Origin of the sequence: Streptomyces sp. NPDC048479 (assembly GCF_040651435.1) — a bacterium.
Taxonomy (GTDB): Bacteria; Actinomycetota; Actinomycetes; order Streptomycetales; family Streptomycetaceae; genus Streptomyces.
Map to the genome: position 1 here is coordinate 38,772 of NZ_JBEZKA010000013.1, position 12,652 is coordinate 51,423.

Below are 12,652 nucleotides of genomic sequence, written 5' to 3' on the forward strand. Positions count from 1 at the left end.
AACCGCAGCCCGCCACGGGCGGACATCGCATGGCCCGCCTCCGGACCGCTCTGTACGGGTCCTGATCTGAGCCGGCCCTCGGCGTCAGCCCTCGTCGTCGGCCGGGCCGACGATGCGCTCGCCGTTGAAGACGCCGAGCTGCTCCCGGTACAGCTCGAGCGGCACGCCGTTGGGGTCGCGGATGTACAGACTGTCCTCGACCCCGCGGTCGGGGCCGAGATACTCGATGCCCGCCCCGTCCATCGCCTCGCGGGCCGCGTCGTACTGCGCCGCGCTCACCGACAGGGCGAGATGCTGCACCCCGCCGATGGTCTCCTTGAGGGGCGGGTGTGCGTGGCCGGGGAAGTCGAAGAAGCCCAGCAGATTGCCGTGGCCGATGTCGAAGAAGAAATGGGTGGAGCCGCGGTAGTCGCGGTTCTCCACGATCTCGACCAGCGGGAAGCCCAGGAACTCCTGGTAGAAACGGATGGTCTTCTCGACGTCGCGACAGATGAAGGCCACGTGGTGGATGCCGCGGGCGGTGGTCGGGGGCCGGTCGGTGATCGGGCGTAGATAGCGCTGCCGCAGCTTCTCCCTGCGGGCGAGTACGGCGTCGAGCTCGGCGCCCTCGGGCTGAGGCATCATGGTCTCCTTCTCGGCGGTTGTTTGCGGGATTCAACTACTACCCCGGCATCTTCCCCCTCACCAGCGGCTCACCGCGACAGGAAGCCGACAACCGTCCGTACGCACCAGTCCGGATCGTCGAGCCAGGGGAAGTGGCCGCCACCCGGCTCTACGACGACCTGGATCGACGGCCCAGCGATGGACCCACCCGGAGCGCATCGTGCGGGGCCCGAGATTTCTGGGAATCAACCCCTTGCCAGGAGACGGGACGGGCTGGATTACTGATCCCGAAACAGCACGACCGAATGATCGGTCGTCCGGTTGGGACGGGAGTATCCGAATGACGGACCTGCTGGATGCGGCGGAGCGGCTCAGTCGCGAGGAGCTCGAGGCACTGCAGCTCGAGCGGCTGCGGGCGACCTTGCGCCATGCGTACGAGAACGTCGGCTTCTACCGGTCGGCCTTCGACAAGGCGGGGCTTCGTCCCGAGGACTGCCGCACGCTCGCCGATCTGTCCCGCTTCCCGTTCACCGCCAAGACCGATCTGCGGGACAACTATCCGTTCGGGATGTTCGCGGTGGAGCAGTCCGAAGTGCGGCGGATCCATGCCTCCAGCGGGACGACGGGCCGTCCGACGGTCGTCGGTTACACCGAGCGCGATCTGGACACCTGGGCGGACGTGGTGGCCCGTTCGATCCGCGCCGCAGGTGGCCGGCCCGGCCACAAGGTCCATGTGGCGTACGGATACGGGCTGTTCACCGGCGGCCTCGGCGCGCACTACGGCGCCGAGCGCCTCGGCTGCACGGTCATCCCGGCCTCCGGCGGCATGACCTCGCGCCAGGTGCAGTTGATCCAGGACTTCCGGCCCGAGATCATCATGGTCACCCCTTCGTACATGCTCACCATCCTCGACGAGTTCGAGCGGCAGGGCGTCGATCCGCGTACCACCTCTCTCAAGGTCGGGATCTTCGGCGCGGAGCCGTGGACGGAGGAGATGCGGAGCGAGATCGAGGAGCGGTTCGCGATCGACGCCGTCGACATATACGGCCTGTCGGAGGTGATGGGGCCGGGCGTGGCGCAGGAGTGTGTGGAGACCAAGGACGGGCTGCACATCTGGGAGGACCATTTCTACCCGGAGGTCGTCGATCCCTTCACCGGTGAGGTGCTGCCGGACGGAGACTCCGGTGAGCTGGTCTTCACCTCGCTCACCAAGGAGGCCATGCCGGTGATCCGGTACCGGACGCGGGACCTGACGCGGCTGCTGCCGGGTACGGCCCGGGTCTTCCGGCGGATGGAGAAGGTGACCGGGCGCAGCGACGACATGGTGATCCTGCGCGGAGTGAACCTCTTCCCGACCCAGATCGAGGAGATCGTGCTGCGTACGCCGCATGTCGCCCCGCATTTCCAGCTGCGGCTGACCCGTGAGGGCCGTCTCGACGCGCTGACCGTACGGGCCGAGGCGCGGCCGGAGGCGACGTCCGAGCAGCGTGCGGCCGCCGCGCGGGCGGTCGCGGCGGCCGTGAAGGACGGCATCGGGGTGTCGGTCGACGTCGAGGTGGTCGACCCCGGAACGCTGGAGCGGTCGGTGGGCAAGATCAAGCGGATCGTGGATCTCAGGACGAATTGAAGCGGTCCCTCAGCTCGCGCTTGAGGATCTTTCCGCTGGCGTTGCGCGGCAGCTCGTCCACGAACAGGACCTTCTTCGGGGCCTTGAAGTGGGCGAGCTTCTCGCGTGCGTGGTCGATGAGTTCGGCATCCGTCACCTCACCGCGCGCGACGACAACGGCGGTGACGGCCTCGATCCAGCGTTCGTCGGGCAGGCCGATGACCGCGGTCTCCGCGACGGCGGGATGGGTGTAGAGGACGTCCTCGACCTGTCGCGAAGCGACCAGTACTCCCCCGGAGTTGATGACGTCCTTCACCCGGTCGACGACCGTGAAGTACCCCTCGCCGTCCCGGACCGCGAGGTCGCCGGAGTGGAACCAGCCGTCACGGAAGGCCTCTTCGGTCTCCTCGGGCTTGTCCCAGTAGCCCTCACAGAGCTGCGGGGAGCGGTAGACGATCTCACCGGCCGTGCCGTCGGCGACCTCCTTGCCGCTCTCGTCGACGACCTTCGCCTCCACGAAAAGGACGGTCCGTCCGCAGGAGTCCATCCGGCCCTCGTGCTCGTCCGGGCCGAGAACGGTGGCGAGCGGGCCGATCTCGCTCTGCCCGAAGCAGTTGTAGAAGCCGAGACCGGGCAGCCGCTCGCGGAGCCTCTCGAGCACGGGCACAGGCATGATCGACGCGCCGTAGTACGCCTTGCGCAGGGCGCCGAGGTCGCGGGTGGCGAACTCCGGGTGGTTCGACAGGCCGATCCATACGGTGGGCGGTGCGAAGAGACTGTCGGCACGGCCTGCTTCGACGAGGTCGAAGATCCGCGTCGCGTCGGGCGCGTCCAGGATGGTGTTCTCCGCGCCGACCGCGAGATACGGCAGCAGAAAGACATGCATCTGGGCGGAGTGGTAGAGCGGCAGCGCGTGGACGGGCCGGTCGGTCTCCCGCAGATCGAGGGCGGCAACGGCGCTGACGTACTCGTGGACGAGCGCCCGGTGGGTCATCATCGCACCCTTGGGCAGGGCGGTGGTGCCGGAGGTGTAGAGCAGCTGGACCAGGTCCTCGGTCCCAGGCTCGCGCTCGGGTGCGAAACTGCGGGGCGTACGCAGCTCGGTCAGCAGCGAGTCCTCCGCGTCGCGCAGCGGCCTGACGGGCAGTCCGGCCGGCAGCCGGGGCGCGAGGTCGGGGTCGGCGAGGACGAGAGCGCTGCCCGACTGCTCGATGATGTACGCGAGGTCGTCGCCGGTGAGGTTCTGGTTGACCGGGACATGGACGAGCCCCGCACGGGCGCAGCCGAGGAAGCCGATGAGATACGCGTCGGAGTTGTGGCCGTAGGAGGCGACCCGCTCCCCCGGTCGCAGGCCATGGCCGGTCAGGACGGCCGCCGCCGTGGTGACGGCGGCGTCGAGTTCGGCGTAGCTCCAGGTCCGGTCCGCGTAGCGCACGGCGGTGCGGTCGGGGGTGCGCCGTGCGCTGCTTCGCACACCGGCGTCGACTGTGTTGCTGCGTACAGCTGTCATGGCGCGATCCTGGGCGGCGGCGACCGGCCGGTCAAGTTTTGGATACCCAACGGGATGTTGACACCGCCCGCCCCGGCTGACTGCATGGACCAACCAGCTTTCACCGCAGTCACGTTGGGAGGCACGTTGCTCTTCCGCACCCGCCTGAGACGGCTCGCACTCACCTGCATAGCCCTGGTGACCGCAGCCGCCGTGCTGCCGCCGGCCGCGGCCGCCGATTCCCGTGACCGGCCCGACCGGCATCCTTCCGGCGGCGGTCTGTCCGCCGTCATCCGCTACACCGAGCACGGTATTCCGCACATTGTCGCCAGGGACTACGCGAGTCTTGGCTTCGGCAGCGGCTGGGCGCAGGCCGCCGACCAGGTGTGCGTACTCGCCGACGGCTTCCTCACCGTACGAGGCGAGCGCTCGCGCTACTTCGGCCCGGACGCGGCCCCGGACGGCTCGCTCTCCTCGGCGACGAAGAACCTCTCCAGCGATCTCTACTTCCGCGGTGTACGGGACGCGGGCACCGTCGAGAAGCTGCTCGCCACTCCGGCTCCGGCCGGTGCCGGCAGACAGGTCAAGGAACTGATGCGGGGCTGGGCGGCCGGCTACAACGCCTGGCTGAAGCAGCATCGCATCACCGATCCGGCCTGCAGGAACGCCGACTGGGTCGGGCCGGTGACCACGCTCGACGTGGCCCGGCGCGGCTTCGCCGTATCGGTACTCGGCGGGCAGGGGCGCGGCATCGACGGCATCACCGCGGCGCAGCCGCCCGGTACGGCCCCGGTCGGCGCACCCGACGCCGCCGGGACGGCCAAGGCCGCGCGGGAGCTGTTCGCCGCCGGGAACGCCGACATGGGCTCCAACGCCGTCGCGTTCAGCGGCAGTACGACCGCCAACGGCCGAGGACTGCTGATCGGCAATCCGCACTACCCGTGGCAGGGTGGCCGCCGCTTCTGGCAGTCGCAGCAGACCATCCCCGGTGAGCTGAATGTCTCCGGCAGCTCGCTGCTCGGCACCGCCGTGGTCAACATCGGCTTCAACGACAAGGTGGCCTGGAGCCATACTGTCGCGACCGGTGTCACGCTGAATCTGCATCAGCTGACGCTGGATCCGGCCGATCCGACCGCGTATCTGGTTGACGGGAAGCCCGAGCGGATGACGCAGCGGACCGTGAGCGTCCCGGTCAAGGACGGCGCACCCGTGACCCGTACGCAGTGGTGGACGCGGTACGGACCGGTCGTCACCTCGCTCGGTCCGACGCTGCCGCTGCCCTGGTCCGCCACGACCGCGTACGCGCTCAACGACCCCAACGCCACCAATCTGCGCGGCTCCGACACCGCCCTGGCCTTCGGCAAGGCGCGCTCCACGGACGACATGGTGAAGGCGCTGAAGCGCACTCAGGGTCTGCCGTGGGTGAACACGATCGCCGCCGACTCGAAGGGACACACGCTCTTCTCGCAGTCGCAGGTGCTGCCGCGGATCACCGATGAGCTGGCGCAGCGCTGCTCCACACCGCTCGGCAAAGTGACCTATCCGGCGTCGGGGGTTGCCGTACTGGACGGCTCGCGCGGCGACTGCGCACTCGGCGCCGACAAGGACGCTGTACAGCCGGGCATCTTCGGTCCGTCGAAGATGCCGACGCTGAAGGGCGCGCCGTATGCGGAAAACTCCAACGACAGCGCCTGGCTGGCCAATGCCGACCACCCGCTGACCGGTTATGAGCGGGTCTTCGGCTCCATCGGCACGCCCCGTTCGCTGCGCACCCGCGGGGGCATCGAGGATGTGGCGGCGATGGCGGACAAGGGTCGGCTGACCGTCTCCGACCTGCAGAAGCACCAGTTCGCGAACCGTGCGCCCGCCGGAGATCTGGCCGCGGCCGACACGGCGAAGGCGTGCGCGGCGCTGCCCGGCAAGGGCGCCGATCTCGCGCAGGCCTGCGATGTGCTGGCGGCGTGGGACCGGACCATGAACACCGGCAGCCGGGGCGCACTGCTCTTCGACCGGTTCTGGCGGGGGCTCACGGCGAGGGTGCCGACGGCGCAGTTGTGGAAGGTGCCGTTCTCGGCGGCGGATCCGGTGCGTACGCCGAACACACTCAACACCGCATCGCCCGGCTTCGCGCAGGCCCTGACAGCGGCGGTCGCCGAGCTGCGTACGGCCGGTATTCCGCTGGACGCGCCGCTGGGTGAGCACCAGTTCGTCGTACGGAACGGGAAGCGGATCCCGGTGCCGGGCGGTACGGAAGGTCTCGGCGTCTGGAACAAGGTCGAGCCGGTGTGGAATCCGGCGGGCGGTGGCTACACCGAAGTGGTGACCGGTTCGAGCCATATCCAGACGGTCGGCTGGGACGGCGGGCGCTGCCCGGTGGCCCGCACCCTGCTGACCTACTCCCAGTCGTCGAACCCCGCCTCCCCCTACTACAGCGATCAGACCGAGCTGTTCTCGGGCGAGCGCTGGGTGACATCGAGGTTCTGCGAGCGGGACATCCTGGGCTCGCCGGAGCTGCGGGTGGTGTGGGCGCGCGAGCGCAGGTGACCGACTGATTCGACGGGCCGGGCCGCGGGCTCACGGCGAGGAACACGAAGGCGGAAGGCGCCGGATGTGTCCCGCCTGGAGCACCGTGACCCGGCCCGGCCCAGCACGGCCTTGAGATGATTGCTGCCCTCCCTCCGCCTCATATGGACCGTTCGTGGCCCTCCCAGTACGGGGCGCGCAGACGTCGCTTGTAGAGCTTGCCGTTCGGGTCGCGCGGCATGGCCTCGATGAAGTCCACCGTCTTGGGACGCTTGTAGGCCGCCAGTTGCCGCTCGCAGTGGGCGAGGATGTCGGCCGCCAGTGCGTCACCCGGCTGCCGGCCGTCGGCGGCCTCGACGACCGCCTTGACCTCCTCGCCCCAGTCGGCGTGCGGGATACCGAAGGCGGCCGCGTCGGCGACGGCGGGATGGGTGAGCAGCGCAGCCTCGATCTCGGCCGGATAGATATTGACACCGCCCGAGATGATCACGTCGATCTTGCGGTCGCGGAGAAAGAGATAGCCGTCCTCGTCGAGGATCCCGAGGTCCCCGACGGTGAAGAAGTCGCCGATACGGTTCTTCCGCGTCTTGGCCTCGTCCTTGTGGTAGCTGAAGCTCCCGGTGCTCATCTTCATGTAGACGGTGCCCAGTTCGCCGGGCGGGAGCCTGTTGCCGTCGTCGTCGAAGACGGCGAGTTCGCTGATGGGCCAGGCCTTGCCGACGGTGCCGGGCTTCTTCAGCCAGTCCTCGGCGGTCGCGAACGCGCCGCCGCCCTCGCTGGCCGCGTAGTACTCCTCGACGCAGTTGCCCCACCAGTCGATCATCGCCCGCTTGACGTGGTCGGGGCAGGGGGCAGCGCCATGGATGGCGTGCCGCATGGAGCTCACGTCATAGCGCTCCTTCACCGCGTCCGGCAGCGCGAGCAGCCGGTGGAACTGCGTCGGGACCATGTGGGTGTGGGTGCACCGGTGGGCGTCGATGAGGCGCAGCATCTCCTCGGGCGTCCACTTGTCCATCAGTACGAGCTGATGGCCGATGTGCAGGGCGGCGCCCGCGAACTGGAGTACGGCGGTGTGGTAGAGCGGCGAACAGACCAGGTGCACATTGTCGTCGAACGGCTTGATGCCGAAGATCCCGAGGAAGCCGCCGAGATACGTCTCCTCGGGGAGCTTTCCCGACAGTGGCCGACGGATACCGCGCGGCCTGCCGGTGGTGCCGGAGGTGTAGTTCATGACCCAGCCGAGCGCACGCTCCTCGGGCACGGACTCGGGCTGTCCGTCGAGGAGTTCGGCGTACGGGCGGAAGCCGCCGATGCCACTGATGCCACTGATGCCACCGATGCCGCCCACGGCGTAGCGGTGGCTCGCGGGCAGCTTCGCCTCGTCGGCGGCGGCCGTCGCGGCGGCCGCGAACCGCTCGTGCGCGATGAGCACCTTGGCGCCGGAGTCGGAGACGATCCAGGCGATCTCGGGTCCGACGAGATGGTGGTTGACGGGCACCAGATAAAGACCGGCCTGGGATGCGGCGAGATACGCGGTGACGAGCTCTACGCCGTTGGCCAGGACGACGGCGAAGGCGTCGCCCTTCTCCAGTCCGGCCGCGCGCAGTCCGTGGACGAGCTGGTTGACGGCGGCGTGCAGCCGGCCGGCGGTCCATGCCTCGCCGTGCGGTGCGATCAGGACCGTACGCTCCGGGTCCGCGGCCGCCAGGGCCCAGAATCCTCCCCCAGACTCCGTCCGGGGGGATCCCCCTGCCCGTTCGGTCATGACTGGCTCCTTCCGGCGATGCGGTTGATGCGGTCGACGGCGCACTCGAAGCCGCTGGTCAGCTCGTCGAAGACCTGCAGGACGGTGCGCTCGGAGTTCATCCGGCCGACGATCTGGCCCACGGGTGTGCCGAGCAGCGGGGCCACTTCGTACTTCTGGATACGGGAGACGGCGTCGGCCACGAGCAGCCCCTGCAACGGCATGGGGAGGGTGCCGGGACCGCTCGGGTCGTCCCAGGCATCGGTCCACTCGGTGCGCAGCTGGCGGGCGGGTTTGCCGGTCAGGGCGCGGGAGCGGACGGTGTCGCCGGAGCCCGCCGCGAGGAGTTTGGCGGTCAGTGCGCGGGAGTGGAGGTCCGCCTCCGTGGTGGTGAGCCAGAGCGAGCCGAGCCAGGCGCCCTGCGCGCCGAGTGCGAGTCCGGCGGCGATCTGTTCGCCGCTGCCGATGCCGCCGGCGGCCAGTACGGGAAGGGGGTTCACGGCCTCGACGACCTCGGGGACGAGCACCATGGAGGCGATTTCGCCGGTGTGTCCGCCCGCTTCGTAGCCCTGCGCGACGACGATGTCGATACCCGCATCGGCGTGGTGCCTGGCGTGCCTGGCGCTCCCGGCGAGGGCCGCGACCAGGACGCCGTGCTCGTGGGCGCGCTGTACGACATCGACGGGCGGTGAGCCGAGCGCGTTGGCGAGCAGCTTGATCGGATAGTCGAAGGCGACGTCGAGCTGATTGCGGGCGACCTGCTCCATCCAGCCGGTGATGCGCCAGCCGGAGGCCTCACCCTCGGGGAGTTCGGGGACCCCGTGCTTGGCGAGGGTGTCTCTGACGAACTGCCGGTGCCCTTCGGGGATCATCGCCTCGACGTCGGCCTCGCTCACGCCCTCGACCTTTTTGGCGGGCATGACGACATCGAGGCCGTAGGGCTTGCCGTCGGTGTGCTCGTGCAGCCAGTCGAGGTCGCGTTTGAGATCGTCGGGCGCGGTGTAGCGGACCGCGCCGAGCACGCCGAAACCGCCCGCCCGGGTGATGGCGGCGGCCACCGCGGGGAACGGCGTGAAGCCGAAGATGGCGTGCTCGATCCCCAGTCTCTTGCTCAGCTCCGTCTCCATGGGCGGCAGGATGCCGCAGCCCGGCAGACGAAGGAAGAGATTTTCTGATGCTGTGTCAGATTCTTTGAGGTGGTTGACAGCACCAGGACCTCGCAAGAAAGTTTCACTGCTGATCGAGATCCCGAAAGATACTTTCAGGAGAGGGTTCCGTATGACAGAGGACGCAGCGGGCAGAGGGATCAGCCGGCGGAGGCTGGGCAGCGGGGCCCTGGCGCTGGGCGGGGCGCTCGCGCTGGCGCCGATTCCTTTCGCTGAGGCGTCGGGGGCGTCGGAGGCGTCGGGCCCGGGTGGCGGCTCGGGCTCCGGCCCCGGTGGCGGCTCGCGCTCCGGTCACGGTTCCGCGCGGCCGACGCTGCGGCGCGGTTCCGCCGAGCGGGCCGGGCTGCTCCCCGGCCGACTGGACCAACTCGTCACCGAAGCGAAGAACTTCCTCGGCCCCTCCCCCAAGTACCCCTGGTACGCAGGTGCCGTACTGCTCGCGGCGCGCGGCGGCACGGTGGCGCTGCACGAGCCGATCGGCAAGGCGGTGCGCTACTCGGCTTACGACGAGAAGACCGACACGGCCGTGGAGTTCCCGGCGGACCGGCAGATCTCGATGGCCGAGGACACCGTCTTCGATCTGGCGTCCGTCTCGAAGCTGTTCACCTCGATCCTCGCCGTGCAGCAGATCGAGCGGGGCGCGCTCCGCTTTGAGGCCAAAGTCGCCTCCTACCTCCCGGATTTCGCTGGCGCGGGCAAGCAGGACATCACCGTGCGCCAGCTGCTGACACACACCTCCGGATTCCGCGCCTGGATTCCGCTGTACAAGGAGCCGACCCGGGAAGGGAAACTCCGGCTGCTGTGGAACGAGGCACCGGCCAGTCAGCCCGGCACCAAGTACCTCTACTCCGACCTCAATCTGATCTCGCTGCAGCTGATCCTCGAGGAGATCACCGGTCACACTCTGGATGTACTGCTCCGAAACGAGATCACCGCTCCACTCGGGATGCAGCGCACGCGATACAACCCGCCCGCCTCATGGAAGCCGAGGATCGCCGCCACCGAGGACGCCCGGCTGCCCTGGTCGGGGCTCGACCGCGGTCTGGTCTGGGGCGAGGTGCACGACGAGAACGCGTACAGCTTCGGCGGCGTCGCGGGCCATGCCGGAGTCTTCTCCTGCGCCTGGGACCTCGCGATCCTCGCCCGCACCCTCCTCAACGGCGGTGTCTACGGACGCTCCCGCATTCTGTGCGCGTCGTCCGTGGAGCTGATGTTCACCGACTTCAACACCGCCTTCCCCGGCGACGAGCACGGCCTCGGCTTCGAGCTCTACCAGCACTGGTACATGGGAGCGATGGCCACGCCACGCACCGCGGGCCACACCGGCTTCACGGGCACCAGTCTGGTCCTCGACCCGAGCACCGACTCGTTCCTGATCGTGCTGGGCAACTCCGTGCACCCGGTGCGTGGTTGGCGCTCCGGCAGCGCCCCGCGGGTCGCCGCCGCCAACAACATGGCCCGTGCGGTCGCCGTCCGCCCGGAGCACGGTCGCACCGCCTGGTTCTCCGGCATGGCGGGCTCCACCGCCGCCACGCTGGCCCTGCCCCCGCTCGCCCTCGCGTCGGAGCGGGCGCGGCTTCGGTGTTCGCTGTGGTGGGACACCGAGCCGGGCTCGGACGCGCTGTTCCTGGAGGCGTCGCCGGACCAAGGAGCGACGTGGCGGCCGGTGCCGTTCACGACCGTACACAAGGGGGCCGAGCCGCAGCCGCACCCGACGGGCTCGGTATCCGGCTGGTCCGGTCGTGTCTGGCACTGGCTGACCGCGGACCTGTCGGCGTGGCGCGGTTCCAAGGTGCGGCTGCGCTGGCGGTATGCGACCGACCAGCTCTATGTCGGCCGCGGCGTCTATGTGGACTCGATCCGCGTCGAGGACCGCGGACGCCCGGTCTTCGACGAGGGCAGACCCGCGGACGCCGCCCTGATCGAGGCGAACGGCTGGACGGCGTCCCGGGACTGACGAACTATCAGAACAGTGTCACCGGCCCAGTGCCGCCATCGCGGCGTTGTGTCCCGGCACACCGCTGACCCCGCCGCCGCGGACGGCGCCCGCCCCGCACAGCAGCACATTGGCGTGCGCCGTCTCGACACCCCAGCGCCCGGTGGACTCGGTGGCGTACGGGAAGGCGAGGTCGCGGTGGAAGATATGACCGCCGGGCAGCCGCAGTTCCCGTTCGAGGTCGAGCGGGGTCTTCGCCTCGATACAGGGCTCGCCGTTCTCGTCGAGCGCGAGGCAGTCGGCGATCGGCTCCGCCAGATAGGCGTCGAGCTCGGCGAGGGTGGCCGTCAGCAGCTGGTCACGCGTCCCGTCGTTGTCCGCCGCGAAGAGCCGGGCAGGGGTGTGCAGCCCGAAGAGGGTCAGGGTCTGGTAGCCCTCGGCCGCGAGCTCAGGGCCGAGGATCGACGGGTCGGTCAGTGAGTGGCAGTAGATCTCGGACGGCGGCGCGCCCGGCAGCCGGCCGTCCGCGGCCTCCCGGTACGCCGTCGCCAACTGGCCGTAGCCCTCGGAGACATGGAAGGTCCCGGAGAACGCCTCGCGCGGGTCGACGGAACGGTCCCGCAGCCGCGGCAGCCGGCGCAGCAGCATATTGACCTTGAGCTGGGCGCCCTCGGCGGCGGCGGGCGGCTCATCGCCGAGCAGCGAGGCAAGCTCCTGCGGCGAGGCGTTCACCAGGACCTGCCGGGCCGCGACGGTGCCCTCGGCGTCCTTGGAGCGGAAGGTGATCTCGGCCCGTTCGCCGTCGGTGTCGATACGGGACACCTCGTGCAGGGTGGCGATCTCCGCGCCGGCCGTTGTGGCCGCGCCCGCCAGCGCGTCGGTCAGCGCGCCCATGCCGCCCACCGGCACGTCCCAGTCCCCCGTCCCGCCGCCGATCACGTGGTAGAGGAAGCAGCGGTTCTGGAGCAGCGAGGGGTCATGGGCGTCGGCGAAGGTGCCGATCAGGGCGTCGGTCAGCACCACACCCCGGACGAGATCGTCGGCGAACCGCTTCTCGATCGCAACGCCGATGGGCTCCTCGAAGAGCGTCCGCCAGGCAGTCTCGTCGTCGATGCGCGCGCGCAGCGCCTCACGCGTGGGCAGCGGCTCGGTGAGGGTCGGGAAGACCCGTTCGGCGACCTTGCCGGTCATCCCGTAAAACTTTTGCCAGGCCGCGTACTCGCTGTCGCCGCCGGTGAGTGCGGCGAACGACTCCCGCGTACGGTCCCCGCCCACGAGCAGGCCGCCGCCGCCCTTCGGCGTGTAGGAGGAGACGGTGCGTTTGCGTACGGCGAAGTTCAGACCCAGCTCGCGCACGATCTTGTCCGGCAGCAGCGAGACCAGGTAGGAGTAGCGGGAGAGCCGGGCGTCGACCCCGGCGAAGGGCCGGGTGGAGACAGCCGCTCCCCCGGTGTTTCCGCGGCGCTCCAGGATGAGGACGGAGCGTCCGGCACGGGCGAGGTAGGCGGCGGCGACCAGGCCGTTGTGGCCGCCTCCGACGATCACTGCGTCGTACGAGGTGTGTGCGGGCATGGCCGGACCCTAA

At 69.6% G+C, this 12,652-nt stretch carries 8 protein-coding genes; 3 read left to right on the forward strand and 5 right to left on the reverse strand.

The features are described 5' to 3' along the window. Positions 1-84: 84 nt before the first annotated feature. Positions 85-621 (reverse strand): VOC family protein, encoded by a 537-nt coding sequence (locus tag AB0D12_RS21015; protein ID WP_362684790.1) that lies wholly within the window; start codon positions 619-621, stop codon positions 85-87. Between the two features lie 322 nt (positions 622-943). Here AB0D12_RS21015 and paaK point away from each other — a divergent pair, with 322 nt between their 5' ends. Next, a complete protein-coding gene (paaK, locus tag AB0D12_RS21020) occupies positions 944-2,230 on the forward strand; it encodes a phenylacetate--CoA ligase PaaK (protein WP_362684793.1) in 1,287 nt (428 codons plus the stop codon). Here paaK and AB0D12_RS21025 read toward each other — a convergent pair. Continuing rightward, a complete protein-coding gene (locus AB0D12_RS21025) occupies positions 2,217-3,719 on the reverse strand; it encodes an acyl-CoA synthetase (protein ID WP_362684796.1) in 1,503 nt (500 codons plus the stop codon). The two genes, paaK and AB0D12_RS21025, sit on opposite strands and share 14 nt — an antisense overlap. Positions 3,720-3,803: 84 nt before the next feature. On the opposite strand from AB0D12_RS21025, the gene AB0D12_RS21030 reads away from it, so the two are divergent. Continuing rightward, positions 3,804-6,242, forward strand: a complete 2,439-nt coding sequence (locus AB0D12_RS21030; protein WP_362684799.1) for a penicillin acylase family protein — start codon at positions 3,804-3,806, stop codon at positions 6,240-6,242. Between the two features lie 139 nt (positions 6,243-6,381). On the opposite strand, the gene AB0D12_RS21035 is transcribed toward AB0D12_RS21030, so the two are convergent. Together AB0D12_RS21035 and AB0D12_RS21040 are read right to left on the reverse strand one after the other, a co-directional pair. Then, positions 6,382-7,986: an acyl-CoA synthetase gene (locus AB0D12_RS21035; RefSeq protein ID WP_362684802.1), complete on the reverse strand. Its 1,605-nt coding sequence runs from the start codon at positions 7,984-7,986 to the stop codon at positions 6,382-6,384. Continuing rightward, positions 7,983-9,092, reverse strand: a complete 1,110-nt coding sequence (locus AB0D12_RS21040; protein ID WP_362684805.1) for a nitronate monooxygenase family protein — start codon at positions 9,090-9,092, stop codon at positions 7,983-7,985. Before AB0D12_RS21040 ends, AB0D12_RS21035 begins: the two co-directional genes overlap by 4 nt. 151 nt (positions 9,093-9,243) lie before the next feature. Between AB0D12_RS21040 and AB0D12_RS21045 the strand changes: the two genes are divergently transcribed. Beyond that, a complete protein-coding gene (locus AB0D12_RS21045; protein WP_362684808.1) occupies positions 9,244-11,088 on the forward strand; it encodes a serine hydrolase in 1,845 nt (614 codons plus the stop codon). Between the two features lie 18 nt (positions 11,089-11,106). On the opposite strand, the gene AB0D12_RS21050 is transcribed toward AB0D12_RS21045, so the two are convergent. Next, positions 11,107-12,639: an NAD(P)/FAD-dependent oxidoreductase gene (locus AB0D12_RS21050; protein ID WP_362684811.1), complete on the reverse strand. Its 1,533-nt coding sequence runs from the start codon at positions 12,637-12,639 to the stop codon at positions 11,107-11,109. Positions 12,640-12,652: the final 13 nt, after the last annotated feature.

Excerpts from the sequence above, each read along its gene's own strand:
- AB0D12_RS21015 (WP_362684790.1), bottom strand. The coding sequence starts at position 621 with ATGCCTCAGCCCGAGGGCGCCGAGCTCGACGCCGTACTCGCCCGCAGG.
- paaK (WP_362684793.1), top strand. The coding sequence starts at position 944 with ATGACGGACCTGCTGGATGCGGCGGAGCGGCTCAGTCGCGAGGAGCTC.
- AB0D12_RS21025 (WP_362684796.1), bottom strand. The coding sequence starts at position 3,719 with ATGACAGCTGTACGCAGCAACACAGTCGACGCCGGTGTGCGAAGCAGC.
- AB0D12_RS21030 (WP_362684799.1), top strand. The coding sequence starts at position 3,804 with ATGGACCAACCAGCTTTCACCGCAGTCACGTTGGGAGGCACGTTGCTC.
- AB0D12_RS21035 (WP_362684802.1), bottom strand. The coding sequence starts at position 7,986 with ATGACCGAACGGGCAGGGGGATCCCCCCGGACGGAGTCTGGGGGAGGA.
- AB0D12_RS21040 (WP_362684805.1), bottom strand. The coding sequence starts at position 9,092 with ATGGAGACGGAGCTGAGCAAGAGACTGGGGATCGAGCACGCCATCTTC.
- AB0D12_RS21045 (WP_362684808.1), top strand. The coding sequence starts at position 9,244 with ATGACAGAGGACGCAGCGGGCAGAGGGATCAGCCGGCGGAGGCTGGGC.
- AB0D12_RS21050 (WP_362684811.1), bottom strand. The coding sequence starts at position 12,639 with ATGCCCGCACACACCTCGTACGACGCAGTGATCGTCGGAGGCGGCCAC.